Source organism: Pedobacter psychrodurus (assembly GCF_032678585.1).
GTDB lineage: Bacteria > Bacteroidota > Bacteroidia > Sphingobacteriales > Sphingobacteriaceae > Pedobacter > Pedobacter psychrodurus_A.
On record NZ_JAVTSN010000027.1, the window covers coordinates 80,741 to 97,721 of the forward strand.

The 16,981-nt window shown below is 37.9% G+C and carries 14 protein-coding genes; 10 read left to right on the plus strand and 4 right to left on the minus strand.

Annotation, left to right across the window (positions count from 1 at the left end; all coding sequences use genetic code 11):
- The first annotated feature begins 209 nt into the window (after window positions 1-209).
- From R2S57_RS17955 to htpG, 8 genes are all read left to right on the plus strand, one after another.
- On the plus strand, window positions 210-1,307 hold the full coding sequence (locus tag R2S57_RS17955; RefSeq protein ID WP_316846330.1) for an efflux RND transporter periplasmic adaptor subunit: 1,098 nt from the start codon (window positions 210-212) through the stop codon (window positions 1,305-1,307).
- Between the two features lie 2 nt (window positions 1,308-1,309).
- Entirely contained in the window at window positions 1,310-1,708 is a 399-nt protein-coding gene (locus R2S57_RS17960) for an efflux RND transporter permease subunit (protein ID WP_316846331.1), read from the plus strand.
- Complete coding sequence (locus R2S57_RS17965; RefSeq protein WP_316846332.1) at window positions 1,708-4,818, plus strand: efflux RND transporter permease subunit; 3,111 nt, start codon at window positions 1,708-1,710, stop codon at window positions 4,816-4,818. Before R2S57_RS17960 ends, R2S57_RS17965 begins: the two co-directional genes overlap by 1 nt.
- 1 nt (window position 4,819) lies before the next feature.
- Window positions 4,820-6,130, plus strand: coding sequence for a TolC family protein (locus tag R2S57_RS17970; protein WP_316846333.1), 1,311 nt, complete (start codon window positions 4,820-4,822; stop codon window positions 6,128-6,130).
- Window positions 6,131-6,147: 17 nt separating this feature from the next.
- Window positions 6,148-7,011, plus strand: a complete 864-nt coding sequence (locus R2S57_RS17975) for an N-acetylglucosamine kinase (RefSeq protein WP_316846334.1) — start codon at window positions 6,148-6,150, stop codon at window positions 7,009-7,011.
- A gap of 115 nt (window positions 7,012-7,126) precedes the next feature.
- The gene (locus R2S57_RS17980) at window positions 7,127-7,519 is read left to right on the plus strand and encodes a PleD family two-component system response regulator (protein WP_316846335.1); all 393 of its coding nucleotides are present in this window, start codon (window positions 7,127-7,129) and stop codon (window positions 7,517-7,519) included.
- 98 nt (window positions 7,520-7,617) lie between these two features.
- Window positions 7,618-8,355, plus strand: a complete 738-nt coding sequence (locus R2S57_RS17985) for a DUF4241 domain-containing protein (RefSeq protein WP_316846336.1) — start codon at window positions 7,618-7,620, stop codon at window positions 8,353-8,355.
- A gap of 198 nt (window positions 8,356-8,553) precedes the next feature.
- Entirely contained in the window at window positions 8,554-10,440 is a 1,887-nt protein-coding gene (htpG, locus tag R2S57_RS17990; protein ID WP_410479085.1) for a molecular chaperone HtpG, read from the plus strand.
- Between the two features lie 130 nt (window positions 10,441-10,570).
- Here the strand turns inward: htpG and R2S57_RS17995 are convergent, their stop codons facing one another.
- Both R2S57_RS17995 and R2S57_RS18000 read right to left on the minus strand, forming a co-directional pair.
- A complete protein-coding gene (locus tag R2S57_RS17995; RefSeq protein ID WP_316846337.1) occupies window positions 10,571-11,065 on the minus strand; it encodes a type I restriction enzyme HsdR N-terminal domain-containing protein in 495 nt (164 codons plus the stop codon).
- Window positions 11,066-11,086: 21 nt separating this feature from the next.
- A complete protein-coding gene (locus tag R2S57_RS18000; RefSeq protein ID WP_316846338.1) occupies window positions 11,087-11,461 on the minus strand; it encodes a hypothetical protein in 375 nt (124 codons plus the stop codon).
- A 353-nt stretch (window positions 11,462-11,814) separates the two neighbouring features.
- Between R2S57_RS18000 and R2S57_RS18005 the strand changes: the two genes are divergently transcribed.
- Complete coding sequence (locus R2S57_RS18005; RefSeq protein WP_316846339.1) at window positions 11,815-12,558, plus strand: LytTR family DNA-binding domain-containing protein; 744 nt, start codon at window positions 11,815-11,817, stop codon at window positions 12,556-12,558.
- A 4-nt stretch (window positions 12,559-12,562) separates the two neighbouring features.
- On the opposite strand, the gene R2S57_RS18010 is transcribed toward R2S57_RS18005, so the two are convergent.
- Window positions 12,563-12,712 carry a hypothetical protein gene (locus tag R2S57_RS18010; RefSeq protein ID WP_316846340.1) on the minus strand — a complete coding sequence of 50 codons (150 nt, stop codon included), beginning with the start codon at window positions 12,710-12,712 and terminating at the stop codon, window positions 12,563-12,565.
- A 144-nt stretch (window positions 12,713-12,856) separates the two neighbouring features.
- Between R2S57_RS18010 and R2S57_RS18015 the strand changes: the two genes are divergently transcribed.
- Window positions 12,857-13,972 (plus strand): sensor histidine kinase, encoded by a 1,116-nt coding sequence (locus tag R2S57_RS18015; protein ID WP_316846341.1) that lies wholly within the window; start codon window positions 12,857-12,859, stop codon window positions 13,970-13,972.
- On the opposite strand, the gene R2S57_RS18020 is transcribed toward R2S57_RS18015, so the two are convergent.
- On the minus strand, window positions 13,969-16,770 hold the full coding sequence (locus R2S57_RS18020; RefSeq protein ID WP_316846342.1) for a thiopeptide-type bacteriocin biosynthesis protein: 2,802 nt from the start codon (window positions 16,768-16,770) through the stop codon (window positions 13,969-13,971). The genes R2S57_RS18015 and R2S57_RS18020 overlap by 4 nt on opposite strands.
- Between the last annotated feature and the right edge of the window lie 211 nt (window positions 16,771-16,981).

Here is a 16,981-nt window from a genome sequence, read left to right on the forward strand (position 1 = left end):
GTTGGACACCGATTACTTGATTATTACATTGTGATGGACTTATTATTTACGCCCGAACTGTGGACTTCAGACTCATGACTTCGGACTAAAATCGGTAACATCCTTAATACAACAAATTTAGGACTAAACTATTTGAATATTTTTACGGTCTAATTCTGGAACATTAATGTTATTTTAATGTTTGGAATACGCACGACACAAATATAAACATGAAGAAAAGGTATATTATCTATGCTGTTTTAGCGGTGGGCTTGGCCTATCTGGTATATTACAGAATTAACGCAAACAAAAAAATCGAAGGAAAAGGCGGAGCATCTGCTGGAGCGGGAAAAGGCAAAGCAGGTGGTAAAGACGGTAAATCAGCACCACTTGTGGTAGATGGCATTGTAGTCAAAGCAACATCCTTCGATAACGACCTGGAGGTTACAGGTGCTATCGATGCCAACGAATCTGTAGTTTTAAAAAGTGAAGTATCGGGCTTGGTTACCGGGATCTTTTTCCAGGAAGGTACAACAGTATCGAAAGGAAGTGTACTGGTTAAAGTAAACGACCGGGATATACAGGCACAATTGCAGGATGCATTGACCAAACAAAAACTTTCGGGCACAAACGAAAACAGGGCAAAACAGCTTTTGGCTAAAGGTGCAATCAGTCAGGAGGAATACGATACTTCCTTAGCCGATTTAAAATCATTACAGGCACAAGCCCAGCTCATCAGGGCACAATTGGCCAAAACCACTATCCGTGCGCCATTTACAGGCAGGGTGGGTTTACGCAGCATATCGGCAGGAACCTATTTAACACCAGCCACGGTAATTGCCAATCTGGTAAGCACCAATCCCGTTAAAATTACTTTTTCAGTTCCCGAAAAATATGCCGGGCAGATTAAACTGAATTCGGAAATTACCTTTACCACTGATGGCTCTTCAAAAGAAAATAAAGGAAAGGTTTATGCCATTGAACCGGGCATCAATGCTGCAACCAGAACATTACAGATCAGGGCTTTGGCTCCAAATGCCGATAACCTATTGTTGCCAGGCTCGTTTGCTAAAATTAAACTGGCATTAAGCACCCTTCAAAATGCCATTCTTATTCCAAATGAAGCAGTAGTTCCTGTTTTAAAGGGCAAAATTGTATATATCCAAAAAGATGGAAAAGCTCAGGAAGTTAAGGTAGAAGCCGGAACCCGTACTGATGAAAATATTGTAATTACCTCAGGATTAAAAGTTGGCGATACAGTATTAACAACCGGATCGATGGCTTTAAAGAAAGATGCTCCTGTAAAAGTTCATTTGGTTAAACAATAGTTATGACGATCTCAACCGCGGGTATAAAAAAAGTAGCCTTTATTACGGCCGCGAATATGGTTTTTGGATTAGTTAGCTGCAAGCAAACTCCTAAAGAGCCTGCCGTGATGAGGGTATACGTATCCTATGCTGGGGCAGATTCGGCTGCTATAAAATTGAAGGTTTTGGATCCTTTGCAAAAAGAAATTTCAAACATTAGTAATATCCATAAAATATCGGCGATAGCTCAAAATGGGTATGGCAATATTATAGTTGAATTTAATATGAATAAAAATATAGATAGTGCAACGGTAGACATACAGAACAGACTGCTTCTAATGAACGCACAATTACCAAAAGAGGCTAAAGTATATAGTTTTAGGGTGAATAACGAGGATAAAAAAAATAAAAACAATCAATAATGAGTATTTCAACCACGAGTATAAAAAGGCCGGTTTTGGCCATTGTGATGAACTTATTGATTGTCCTTTTTGGGATAATCGGCTATACCTTTTTGGGTGTGCGCGAGTATCCATCTATTGATCCAACAGTGGTTTCGGTAAGAACATCCTATCCGGGTGCGAATTCCGATATTATCGAATCGCAGATTACCGAACCTTTAGAGAAATCAATCAATTCGATCGATGGGATCCGGAATATCTCTTCATCCAGTAACCAGGGTACAAGTAACATCACTATTGAGTTTAACCTCGATAAAAACATTGAAGAAGCCGCCAATGATGTACGCGATAAGGTATCACAAGCCGCACGTACTTTACCAAAAGATATCGACGGTTTACCGGTGGTAAGTAAGGCAGATGCCAACTCTGACCCGATTTTATCGATGACGATCCAGAGCGACAAACGCAATACCTTAGAATTAAGTGATTTTGCCGAGAACGTAATTGCCGACCGTATTCAAACCATTCCAGGTGTAAGTAGTGTACAGATTCAGGGACAACGGAAATATGCGATGCGCATCTGGATGGATCCAAACAAACTAAGTGCCTATGGTTTAACCTCTCAGGATATTGTTACCGCTTTAGACAATGAAAACGTAGAACTTCCCTCAGGAAAAATTACCGGAGCTACTACGGAACTAACGGTTAAAACTTTAGGAAAACTGACCAACGAAAGCGAGTTTAACAACCTGATCTTAAAAACAGATAGTAACCAGGTAATTAAATTAAAAGATGTTGGTTATGCGGTTTTAGGACCAGAAAACGAAGAAACCATTTTACGTGAATCGGGCAAACCGATGGTGGCTATTGCCATTATTCCACAGCCTGGTGCGAATTACCTAGATATCAGTAAAGAATTTTACAAGCGTTTTGATAAATTAAAAGCCGATATCCCTCAGGATATTAAATTGAAGGTTGCGCTAGATAATACACTCTTTATCAAACGTTCGGTTACCGAAGTAGCAGAAACCATTGGTTTATCTCTGGTACTCGTAATTTTAATCATTTATCTCTTCTTTAGAGATTGGGCAATTGCATTCAGGCCATTGATCGATATTCCTGTATCGTTGGTTTTCACTTTCTTCATCATGTATGCCTTTGGCTTTTCGATCAACGTACTGAGTTTATTGGCTATTGTACTGGCAACAGGCTTGGTGGTGGATGATGGTATCGTAGTTACCGAAAATATCTTTAAAAAAGTAGAAGAAGGCATGTCGCCATTCGAAGCCGCCATCAAAGGATCGAATGAAATCTTTTTTGCCGTAATTTCCATCTCCATTACGCTTGCAGCTGTATTCTTGCCTGTAATTTTCTTACAGGGTTTTGTTGGCCGTTTATTTAGAGAGTTCGGGGTGGTAATTGGCGCAGCGGTATTGGTTTCGGCTTTTGTATCGCTAACCTTAACACCGATGCTGAATGCCTACCTGATGAAAAAAGGTGGACATAAACCTTCCAGGTTTTACAATTGGACAGAGCCTTATTTTGTAAAATTAAATGATGCCTACGAATCGAACCTGAATAAATTTTTAGATAAAAGGTGGTTATCCATTCCGATTATTTTGGTGTGTATGGGTCTTATTTTCTTATTCTGGAAGGTTTTACCAAAAGAAACCGCTCCATATGATGACAGAAGTGCCATAAATATCACCGCCACTACACCAGAGGGTGCATCATATACCTATACCGATCAGTTTATCATGAAACTGAACCAATTGGTGATTGATTCCGTGCCTGAAAAAAATGTAAACATTACCATTACTTCGCCGGGTTTTGGCGGATCGGGATCTGTAAACTCTGGTTTTGTAAGGATGGGTTTAACCGATCCCGAAGATCGTGTACGTTCGCAAAAAGACATTGCCGACATGCTCACCAGGATTACAAAAAAATATACCGAAGGCAAAACCATTGTAAACCAGCAACCTACCATTTCAGTTGGTCGCCGTGGTGGATTACCGATCAGTTATATTATCCAGGCACAAAATTTCGAGAAGTTAAGGGAGAAAATCCCATTGTTCATGGATGCGGTTTCGAAAGACCCAACCTTTACAGTATCGGATGTGAACCTCAAATTTAACAAACCCGAGATCAACTTAACCATCGATCGCGATAAAGCCAAAAATTTAGGTGTTTCTATTTCAGCTATTGCCCAAACTTTAAATTTAGGTTTAAGCGGACAAAGGTTCTCTTACTTCTTCATGAACGGAAAACAGTACCAGGTAATCGGCCAGTTTGATCGTGGAGACAGAAAAGATCCTTTGGATTTAAGTTCTGTTTATGTGCGTAACGATAAGGGCGAACTGGTTCAGCTTGATAATGTGGTTACGGCCAAAGAAGAAAGTAGTCCACCGCAATTGTATAGGAACAACCGTTTTATAGCTGCCACTGTTTCGGCAGGTTTGGCACCAGGAAAAAGTATCGGCGAGGGTATCGATGCGATGGATGCCATTTCTAAAAAAGTATTGGACGAAACCTTTTCTACTGATTTAAGTGGAGAATCGCGGGATTTCCAGGAAAGTTCTTCGAATACCTTCTTTGCCTTTGGCTTGGCGCTTCTACTCGTTTATTTAATTCTTTCGGCACAGTTTGAAAGTTTCAAAGACCCGATCATTATCATTTTAACCGTGCCAATGGCGGTTGCAGGTGCATTTTTATCACTCTGGTTATGTGGCCAAAGCTGGAACATTTTTAGTCAGATCGGCACCATTATGCTCATCGGTCTGGTAACCAAAAACGGTATTTTAATTGTGGAGTTTGCCAACCAGCTAAAAGAAAAAGGTATTCCGATTCCAGAAGCCATACGGGAGGCCGCTGTTTCGCGTTTGCGCCCGATTTTAATGACGAGTTTGGCCATTGCCATTGGTGCTTTGCCTATTGCCCTTGCTTTAGGTGCTGCAGCAAAAAGCAGGATGAGTATGGGAACTGTAATTGTGGGTGGTACATTATTCTCTTTGGTTTTAACCTTATTTGTAATCCCAGCCATTTACTCTTACTGGGCTAAACCATACAAACCGAATAAAGAATTAAAAGAAGCCCATCGTTTTGAACAAGAAGCTTTACATACAGAAGAATAAGATGAGCAAGAAATTAAAAATATTTATCCTGCTGGTTAGCTTATCCCTTTCGGGTTTTGCACAAGAAAAACTGAGCCTGCAGGAGGCACTAACTGTTGCTTTACAGAATAATTACGATATCAAAATCAGTAAAAACCAGACTGACATTGCAAAAAACAATGCCAATATCGGCAATGCTGGTATGTTGCCAAACCTGACCGGAAGTTATACCAATGGAGGAAGCATTCAAAATACTACACAAACCCCTGCAACTGGTCCTGATCGGGTAATTACAGGCGCAAAAAGTACAAACAACAGTTATGGTGCCGATTTAAACTGGACCATTTTTGACGGCTTTAGTATGTTTGCCAATTATGATCGTTTAAAAGAACTGCAAAAGCAGGGCGAACTCACTGCCCGTTTAACCATCCTGAACACTGTTGCCGACGTAATTACGGCTTATTATGATATTGTAAGGCAACAACAGCTGGTTATCGCAGCCGATAGCGCCATGGATGTTTCGGTGTTGCGTACCAACATTGCCAAAACAAAACTACAGCTTGGCCGTGGCTCTAAACTGGATGTATTGACTGCCCAGGTGGATTATAATACCGACACTTCGAATTACCTGCAGACCAAAAATGCTTTGCAGGTGGCCAAAGTGCGCTTAAACCAGTTAATGGTAAGAGACATTAGCACCGCGTTTTCTGTAGACAATAGCATTGATGTAGATAAAGGCATCCTATTTTCTAAAATGGCCGAAATGGCCGAGCAGCAGAATCCTAACGTTCAGAATGCCTTTATCAATCAGCGGATTGCTTCGTTAAATTTAAAATCTATCCGTGGGGCAAGATACCCATCTATTAGTTTAAATTCGGGCTACAGCAGGGCAAACAGCACCAGCCCCACAGGCTTTAACCAGAAGTTTGCCGCAAATGGATTTACCTATGGTGTTACCGCAAGCCTTAATTTGTTTAATGGTTTTTTACAGCGCCAACAGGAGCGTAACGCGAAGATCGAGATCGATAATTCGACGCTTACTTTAAACAAAACCAAGCTTGATGTAAATTCACAATTGCTTACCGCTTATCAAAATTACAGCACCTATCTGGATCTGATTAAATTGGAACAACGGAATGTAGATATTGCAAAAGAAAACCTGGATATCACTTTAGCAAAGTACCGTTTGGGCAGCATTGCCCCTTTAGAGCTGAGAGAAGCACAACGTAACGCCATTGATGCGCAGAACCGTTTCATCGAAATGCAATATCAGGCTAAAATATCCGAAACTACACTGAAAGAAATCAGTGGTAATATAAATTTATCTAATTAATTTTTATATTTAATGCCATGATACTTGTTGCAGATAGTGGCTCATCAAAAACCGATTGGATGGGCTATCATAATGGCGAAACCATTAAATTTAGCACACCTGGAATAAACCCTTATTTCTTGAGTGAGCAGGAAATTACCAAACTGATTGCTAAAAATGAATCTTTATTCCAATATGCGGAAGAGGTAAAGGAAATTTATTTTTTTGGTGCAGGTTGTTCCTCGCCCGATAAACACGAAGTGGTGTCAAACGGCTTATCAGCTGTTTTCGAAAATGCTTTTATTTCGGTCGATCATGATCTTTTGGGTTCCGTTTATGCTACCTGCGGCAACGCTGAAGGCCTAAACTGTATTTTAGGCACAGGTTCGAACATCTGTTATTTCGACGGGAAGAAAATCCACGACGGTCACCACGGTTTGGGTTATGTCCTGGGCGACGAAGGCTCAGGTACTTTCTTCGGAAAAAAGGTACTCTTAAATTACCTCTACAATAAGATGCCTGCAAATTTAGCAGCAGATTTCAAAACAACATTTCCTGCCGAAAAAGAACAGATTATTACCAACGTTTACCAAAAACCTTTTCCAAATATCTATCTAGCAGGCTTTAGCCGCTTTATGGCCAACCATAAAGAGCATCCCTTTATTCAGGATATTTTAAGAAGCGGTTTTCAGGAATTTGTGGATACGAATGTTAAAGACTATCCCAAACATAAAGATGTTCCCTGCCATTTTGTTGGCTCTATAGCCTACTATTACCAGGATGCATTAATTTCGGTATTGATGGAGAATGGCATCGAGCCTGGAAAAATCTTACAAAAACCGATTGAGGACCTATTCAATTTTATATTGCATAAAGAAGGTATTGTAAAACAGGCCAGTTAAATTGGAATCTATTTTTCGGCAATTATAAATTTATTGTTAAAATATTCTTAAGATTGTAAACATAACAACACAAACTGTTGTTATATTTTTAATAGCATACAAATTGCTAGCACATATGAAGAGAATACTGGTAGTAGACGATGATATTGAGGTTTTAGAAACCATACAATTGATACTGGAAATCGGAGGCTTTAAAGTCTCGGCACTTAACGATGGTGAAGAAATTTTTAACAGGATCGAAAATTTTAACCCGGATTTGATTTTACTCGATATTTCTCTTGGTCATATTGATGGTCGTGTTTTGTGTGAGCAGTTGAAATCGATAGAAAGTACTTCTAAAATTCCTATTCTATTGATTTCTGGTTTATATGATCCGAAGGATTTCACTACTTTAAATTATGGTCAGGATGATTTTTTATCAAAGCCTTTCCAAATGGATGTATTGCTTAAAAAGATCACTAAAATTCTTTCTTTAGAAGAAGATAAACCAAGTTTCCATTTGAATTAAATTCAACTCAAACAAAAAATATTTAGCCAGGAAGACCATAAATCTCTCTGGCTTTTTTATTTTTATATTCAACTATCTATAACTCAAAATTAAACAAAATGATACCAAGCGAAGCGTGGTTAAAATCCTGGAATGAAAAACGGAATCTGTTTGCCTGCCCCAATAACCTTAACGATTATTTCGAAGAAACAGTTGTAGCGGGCAAAAAAATCGATCATTTAGAGTTGGGTAGTGTTTCTATCCCAACGGGCAACATTTTGGTTAGAGATCCATTGGTTTATATTCAAAAAGACGCAGAGCCCTATTTAATAAAAGTTCCAACAGGCGAATTTCCGGTTACAGCGGCTGTTGTGGTAGCCGATGATGAAGATTGCGCACGTTATGCTGCCGTGAAAGTACAATTTACGGCTTACGATGCTGTTAGGTTTGAAGAAGCATTAATTGGGACAGAAGATCTGGTTAATTTTAACGAGGGCGAATTTTTCGGATTTAATGTTGACGCAGGTTTAGGTTGTGTTTTGGATAAGGAAACTTTGAGCCATTTCTGTGCCTTTCAGGAGAATTTTAACAAAGAAAATCCTGGCAAAAACCTCTACGACGATTATTTTGCGGCACTTTTCGCCAGTAACTATACCGAAAACCCTACCTATCAACGTGAAGGTGGTGATTGGATCAATTGGAAAATCCCTGGCACCGAATTTCATATCCCATTTTTTCAAAGTGGTTTTGGCGATGGCACCTACCCTGTTTATTATGGTTATGATATTGAGGGCAATATATGCTCGCTGATTATTCAGTTTATTGATATTGAATTGGCATATGGTGAAGAGGGATAGATAACAGGAAGGAAAATAATCAGTGGTGTGTGAGCCACAGACCATGGGACCAGAGCACAGATTCAACTAATCCTACAGTCACATGATACCTCTTACCTTTTCCATCTTCCATGCCCCCGACCACTGTCATTTTGGCAAACAAATCCTTTTGGAACAGCCCTTGTTATGCAGGATATAGATTAAACAATTTATTTACATATGAGCATACAGGAAAAAGGAAATATCTCGATACATACCGAAAATATCTTCCCGATAATTAAGAAGTTTTTATACTCTGATAACGAAATTTTTCTTCGTGAGTTGGTTTCTAATGCAGTAGATGCCGTTCAGAAAATTAAAAGACTAGGTTCATTAGGTCAATTTAACGGAGAAGTTGGCCAGCCTTTGGTGCAAGTTGCTGTTGATAAGGACGCAAAAACCATTACCATTAGCGATAACGGTTTGGGAATGACTGCCGAAGAGATCAAAAAATACATTAATCAGGTTGCATTTTCTGGCGCAAGTGAGTTTGTAGAGAAATTTAAAGATGCCAAAGATGCAAATGAAATCATCGGTAAGTTTGGTTTAGGTTTCTATTCGGCCTTTATGGTGGCTGATTTAGTAGAAATTCAAACTTTATCTTACCAGGACGGTGCAGAACCTGCACGTTGGGTTTGCGATGGCAGTACCGAATTCGAAATTACAGAAGGTACTAAAACTAGCCGCGGTACAGATATCATTCTTCATGTAAATAAAGACTCGGAAGAGTTTTTAGAGGAAAGCAAACTTCAGGAAATTCTTGATAAATACGCTAAATTTTTACCAGTACCAATTAAATTTGGCACTAAAACAGAATCTGTTGAAGATGGTGTTGATGAAGAAGGCAAAGCAAAATTTGTAGATGTAGCGGTTGATAACATTATCAATACCACTAACCCGATCTGGACGAAAGCTCCTGCAGATTTGTCAGACGAGGATTATTTAAGCTTTTACCGCGAATTATATCCTTTTAGCGAAGAACCTTTATTCTGGATCCACTTAAACGTTGATTATCCGTTCAATTTAACGGGTGTATTGTATTTCCCTAAGTTGAAAAACGATTTCGAAATGCAGCGCAACAAAATCAAATTATACTCCCGCCAGGTATTTATTACCGATGAGGTTAAAGATATTGTACCTGAATTTTTGATGTTACTGCATGGTGTAATCGATTCGCCAGACATTCCGTTGAATGTATCACGTAGTTTCTTACAGGCTGACAGCAACGTTAAAAAGATCAATAACTACATTACCAAGAAGGTGGCTGATAAATTAGGCGAACTTTTTGTTAAAGACCGTAAGGCATACGAGAACAAATGGAAAGATATAGGCATGTTCGTGAAATACGGCATGATCAGCGAAGATAAGTTTTACGATAAAGCCAAAGATTTTGCTTTGGTTGGAAACACCAAAAAAGAGCTTTTTACTTTACCAGAATACAAAGAGAAGGTAGCTGCACTACAAACCGATAAAAACGGTACGGTTGTGTATTTGTACACCAACGATGCTGCTAAACAAGATGCCTTTATCCAATCGGCCAATAAAAAAGATTATGATGTTTTAGTATTGGATTCGCCAATTGATAACCACTTCATTAATCAGTTGGAGCAGAAACTAGAAAAAACATCAATTAAACGTGTTGATTCTAGCGTTGCTGATAAACTGATCGAAAAAGATGAGCAAAACGAGCACGTTCTAACCGAAGATCAGGTGAAAGAAGTAACTACAATTTTCGAAAAAGCCATTACCAAACCAGGTATGCAGGTTGAAATTGTGGCTTTACACCCTGAAGAGTTGCCGGTTACCATTACCATGGATGAGTTTATGCGCCGTATGAAAGATATGGCTGCAATGGGTGGTGGAATGGGCTTCTACGGTCAGATGCCTGATAGCTATAAGGTTGCCATTAACGGAAACCATAAGCTGATCAGCAAAATTTTAAAGTCTGACGAAGCAGAGCAAAGTACTTTAGCAAAACAAGCGGTAGATTTAGCGCTATTGGCTCAAGGCATGTTAACTGGAGCAGAATTAACAGCTTTCGTAAGCAGAAGTGTAGAATTGATCTAATCGATAATACTTAATACATTAAAAGGGAGAAACCGAATGAATCGGTTTCTCCCTTTTTGTTTTTAAAGGCATTAAGGGCATAAAAAAAGTCCCGATGCGATCGGAACTTTTAAGTTAATATTAATATTTTTTAGCTTACTACTGTTGTTTGCTTTTGATCTACATTAAAGTAATCTTTATGATCTTCGATCATTTTAGCAATAGTAGCTGCTTTGGTATCGGTTAGTTTGAATTCGAACAAAGGCTCTTGATTTTTCTTTGATCTCACCATTTTCTCTGTATAGAAACGGTATACCAAACCATTTGTTAATAAGCCGTATTTCGCTTTTGTTTTGCGGAAATACTTAGATAAACGCGAATCATGAATATCTAAATTCTCATTATGGTGTTTACATTCCACCAAAATTGTTGGCTCACCATCTTTCATAATGGTATAATCAACTTTTTTACTTTTTTTAACCCCAAAGTCTAATACAGCTTCAGATTGAACCTCAGATGGGTTGAATCCTAAGATTTGAATAAAAGGCATTACCAACGCGTTCCTCGTCAGATCTTCAGATTGAACCTGTGGAAGCATTTTCTTGATTCTTACGGCAAATTGCCCGATTTCGTCTTTTAATTCCATGTTATTATCTTTTATAGGTGGTTAGTTTTTTAAATTGTATTGATTGAATACCGAATTTGCTGTGGTGATAATCTGATCTAAGCTTTGTTTATCAAAAAAGTTTCTGTTCAACATATCAACCATGTAAGTTAATTTGTTAATATCAGTTGCTTTCATGGTAAACTGAAAACTCTTTAAGCCATCTTTAATGGCTTGCTGAACAAAATTACGAACAACCAAAAAAGATTTCCTGAATGCATAATCACTGTCAAGCTTTCCTTTTACAAGACTTGGTACATCAAGATTGCTATATTCATTCTGCATTCTTTGGTACATATCTGCATTAAGCCCTTGACTTTTAAGAATCCCCTTGTAGTAGATTTTGTTAAGCAAGTATTCGTATTCGTTGTGTTTCATTTGGCGATAGATAGATGTAGGGGAATATTTGTTTTTCGGTATTTTCTTGTTTTTTCTTTAAGTTTTAATAAAATCTAAAACCCAGTGTTGTATGGCCTGTTTTTATTTTGTTATCCACAGGCTACACAATAATGGGCAGGTAGATGTTTATTTGTTTTTGGCAAACAGTTTAAAGATTACAAAAAGAAGTTTGTTGAGTAAGTTTTTTACATCAACCCCGCAGAATATTACACGAAACCTATGGTTTTTTTAGACGAAACCGAATCGAGATTTTTTTTTAGCCCATTTGCTAAATCAATTCATTTTTATTTAACTTGCATTCAAATCAAATAAAACAAACATATTTAATAAACATGAATCTAAAATGCGTTGTTATAGACGACGAGCAACATGCAATTGAGGTGTTAACTGACCACATTGCAGAAATGCCTGGACTAACAGTTTTCAAGACCTTTACCAGTCCTGTGCAGGCACTTACTGAAATAAGCACCGATGATGAGATAGATTTATTGTTTATGGATATTGACATGCCCGGCATTAATGGCTTAGAGCTCGCAAAAAATATCAGGGAAAAAGCAAAATATTTAATTTTCACTACGGCCCACCCTGATTATGCACTACAAGCCTTTGATGTACAATCAGATCAGTATTTACTTAAACCCATTTCTTTCGCAAAATTTGCGCTGGGTATTGATCGAATTTTAAAGAAAGAAGCAAATAATGCTAAAGTTGTTCCCAAAGAAACTGATCAGGTAGCTGCACTTTATATTAAAGGCGATCACAAATATGCTTTCTCTAACATTGCAATCGACGAAATACTTTACATCAAGGCCTTACAAAATTATATACAGATTATAACCAAATCTGAAACGCACACCACCTATCTTACGCTTAAAGAAATTGAAAAAGCTTTAGAAAGCCATGCCTTTATCCGGGTTAACAAATCTAATATTGTTGCCAAATCAGCGATAAAAAAGGTAGATGGTAATATTATCCGTCTTGTAAATAATGAAATGATCCAGATTGGCGAAGGGTATAAAGAGACTTTCTTCGCTTATGTACAGAACAGTTTACTAAAATCCAACAGAAATCAATAGTGTATTAGAATATAATATTACTAACTGTTCCTGTCATAACAATGGTTTGACCTTGATCACCAGTTGGAACGGTAGAAAAATTGTTTTGATCTTTGATGTTTTTATAAACGAATACTGTTTTTTTTACAAGTTTGGTAGTATGCTGAGCTTTCATGATAATGTGTATTATGTGTGATTATTTATTGTTGTTATTAATTTCTGTAAAGGTGCAACTCAAAACACAACGCCACTAGTTTTTTACACAAAACCCCAGTTTTAGGAGACAAAAACCCTATTTTAATAGATAAAAAGTAATAAAATGATCTTTTTCAACCTCAAAAAATTTCTTCAAAAGTATAAACTTCATTTTTTTATTTGGGGAATTTATATTGTTTATGAGGTATTTATCCTTGGCCTATCCACAAAATCTTTTAAGCAGCCAGGCGTTTATATCATCATTTATTTTACCAATATTTCTGTTTTTTATGGCTATTCTTTTTTTCTAAATAAGGTATTAAACAAAAAAACCAATACGTTAAAAGTAATAAAGATTTCGTTACTGATATTACTCGCTAGTTTATCATACACATCTGTTACCTTTCTTTTAAGCACATTATTTAGAGTAACTGGGCTGATTGTGGTCCCAACACCATTAACAATTGATATGGCTTTCGTATTAAGCTGTACTTATCGCTCCCTATATTATATTGGTTTCGCAACTGGCTATGTTTACATCATTAAATCTTTTCAGGATCAAAAGCGGGTAGAAGCCCTGGAACGCCAGAACCTGGTTACCCAAATAGAAAAACAAGCTTTAGAGAACGATCTGGTTCAATCGCAAAACAATTACCTGCGCAGCCAGATTAATCCCCACTTCTTATTTAATACCTTAAACTTTATCTATAACGACGCCCGCAAAAAAGCACCAATGGCTGCAGATGCGATTATGAATCTGGCAGAAATGATGCGTTATGCGCTCAAAAGACCTGAAGCATCCGAAATGGTTCCATTAAGTGAAGAAATTGAGCAAATTGAACATCTAATCAATCTTCATAAACTCCGAACGGCCAATACAATTAATCTGGAACTTGAAGTAACGGGGGATTTATTCGGCTTAAGGTTTCCACCTCTTATCTTGTTAACACTGGTAGAAAATATATTCAAACACGGAAATGTTTCGCACTCTACCCAGCAAGCACTCATTAAAATCGTTTACGAAAAGGATCACCTGGAGATCATAACCATAAACATGATCAATGATAATAAAGGCAAACAAACGGAAAGCCACCATGTAGGTATTGAAAACATAAGTAAACGCCTGAACAATTTCTATGGCAACGATTACATATTCAAGTATTACAAAGATCCGCTTAACAGGTACATTACAGAAATAGCCGTTGATATCGTTAACCCAATGGCGAGATTAAACCGCTAAGCATTTATTGCGTTTTTGCGCTGAATCTCTTTTAGCAAAAAGTAATACATTACCATTTCATGTGCGCGTTGATCTTTGTTGAAAAGCCTGTTTACGTGCATGTGCATTAAATCTCCAAATAATTTAACCGACTTTTCGGGTTTAACCTGTTTAAGGCGATCAATAAATGAAAGGAAGAATATTTCAAATTTTTGTTGCTGTATTGCTGTTAGTGATTTAACTTCTGCCTTTCTGAACACTTGATAATGGCTATTTAACTGTTTAAAATCTCCTGCATCCAGTCGGTGCTCCTGATTAAAGGAATCTGAAAATAATCTGATGATTTTACCTGCGGCCTGTTGATCCAAAACTTTCGATTCAATAATTTTCGATACCAGCGCTGAACAGATCCGATATTTATCAAAATGATCAGGCTGTGTTTGGAATAGTGACAGTGCGAACTCGCTGTCAACCATAAAATGTTCTTCAACACTTTCTATCATGGCACTACCATAACGCTCGAGCTCCCGCTTATAGGTCTTTATCTGTACATCAGATACCAGGCCCGAATTTATGAACACAGCTAAATCATCCATCAAACGTGATGTTAAGCTTTGTGCGTTAAGTTTGTCGTTTAACATTAACCTAAACCTGATGTGGTTACCATTTTCGTTGTAACGGATAAAAAACCATTTTTTGATCCCGGCTGAATGGCTTGCTAAAAATGGAACTATTACTTCCGTCAAAATCTGATCGGATCTTTGCTGGTGGCAATAAATTTCAAAATAAAGCCATTCTTTACCTGGTGGAAAATATCGGGTTACATCAGCCAGGCCTGAAAGATCCGGTAGTTTGGAATAAATCTGTCCGCCATGACCGATACTTAAAATAAATTGCGCCAAATAAGGTTTTGCCCCTTCATCTGTTACAATATTACTTTGCGGCAGATTAAACTCTTCAATGTAAATACTGGTCTGCTTCTGCATATATTGAAGAAAAGCATCGATATCAGCATCATTATGGAGAGCAAAACATAAGGTTTGATCGGATAAACCAGCCTTAAAATAATTGCTCACCCCTATATTTTGAAGATGGGCACGGCAAAGCCCGATGGATAAATACTTTTGATCTGCTCCTAAAAAATCTGCTTTTTTAACTTTCCATTTGCTACAGCTTAAAACAATATTTTGATACTGTAAGCGTGGGTAATAATCTAAATCTGGAAACAGGCTATCGAGCGGGAAGGATAAATTGGTATGTAAACCCTGATGCTGTAAATCGCACAGCAACCTAAATACCGATAAATCTGAGCGGGAGTAATTATAAGCTGATGCCATTCTTGGCACCAAACGTTTGTTTAAAGATTTTGAACGGAGCATCACTTCAGTTCCAATTATGGAAATCTGAATATCATTTAAAGCAAGAGGGGCTGCTGAGGTATCAAAATTTAAGATCGATAGTTGATGGCCGTAAATTAACTTCCGTCTGTTTACATTATCTACATTGGTTTCGACCATATAAGCTACATCGAAAAACAACACATCAGGATTTGCCTGCTGTTCTTCATCAGCGATACGCTTAGCATAAGTTTCTACCGCCGGGTTTGCCATGGTAAACCGACCGGTTAAGGCATTCGAAGTGGCCCCGCCTATCTGTTCTGCAAAAATCAGCTCGTCATGCACAGCCATAACCATGCTGATCGAGTTGGGTAAAGGTTTTGGCGTTTCGTTCAGCTTTAAAGAAAGTTTATTCAGAAAAATCGGCTTACCCCTTTCAAAATTTTGTGCCGACAAGGTATTTTTTATTGCTGATTTAATATTTTCTGCACCGGCTAAAGGCTTGGTTGGTTTGTTGTGTAATTTGGCAATAAAATCATCATTTTGATTTGCCTGTTCCAATTCATCATATCCAACCCCCATTTCAGGATCGAGTGCAAGCAGTAAGGGCACCTCTTGCTCTTCAAACTTCTTTTTAAACCTGGTTACGAACTGGCTTAGGGCTTCGCGATCGTTTGCAGGCAAAATGCCATGAAGTATTTTAATCAATCCTGGCACGGCCTGAAGTAATCTTTCGTCAATATTCCCTGATCGAACTGTTCTTTGCGCAATCAGGTATTTTGGCAATTCTTTGGTAGCGGTAAGACCCAATCGTTCGAAATAATCATCTCCGATAATATTGGGGTCGTAATCCGTAAATAGAAGTTGCAGATCGTGCATATCCTGTAGCAAACCAAAAAGGTTTTCTACTTCGTCATCTTTTAAGTTTAATGTTTTAATAAGATCGTTTATAGGGATCGGCTTTAAACATGCAACTAATATCTGGTTCACAAAATCATCCCGATCGAGTTCTGCGAGTTCGAAAACGCCTTCAGAACAAGCTATGTAACGGATACTGTTCGGTGTTAAATAATAACTGCTGTTGCTAAATAACTGGCAGTTCTGCCGTAACAGATCGGCCAGCGGGAATTGAATATTGTTTTTGTAAGGCCAATCAACTAGCTCGCATATTTTTTGTTCTTCTTCGATTATAATTTTGTTCTCAAACGGCTTTATGCCATCATTTAACAAACTAAAACCAGCAAAAGTTCCATAAGGTGTTGAACGGAATTTTGCCCGGTTAAAATACTTCCATATGGTAAAAGAAATTTTGGGCGGAAGGTCTTTTAATCCGGTTGCATCTACATCTTTTATGGTTTCGTAAAACGCTGCTGAAGATATTGCTATAGCTGCTTTTAGTTCCTCCCAACAATCTGCCAGTTCAGATCGATATGAAAATTTAGGTGTTCTAAAAATTACCGTTGGTTGGATATTAAGCTTCATTGCGTTTAAATGATCTGCGAAAATTACAAAGATTAATTTAAAAACAGAGGATCAGTTTACAGTTGGCGATTTACAGTTCACAGTTTCCGGGTCGAAGTTTTTACTTAATTGCCAACCATCAACCGGAAAATCGATCCAATAATTATCCATTTATCACTTAAAAACCACAATAGATCGGGATTACAAGTTCCGATCAGATCGAGTAAGAAGT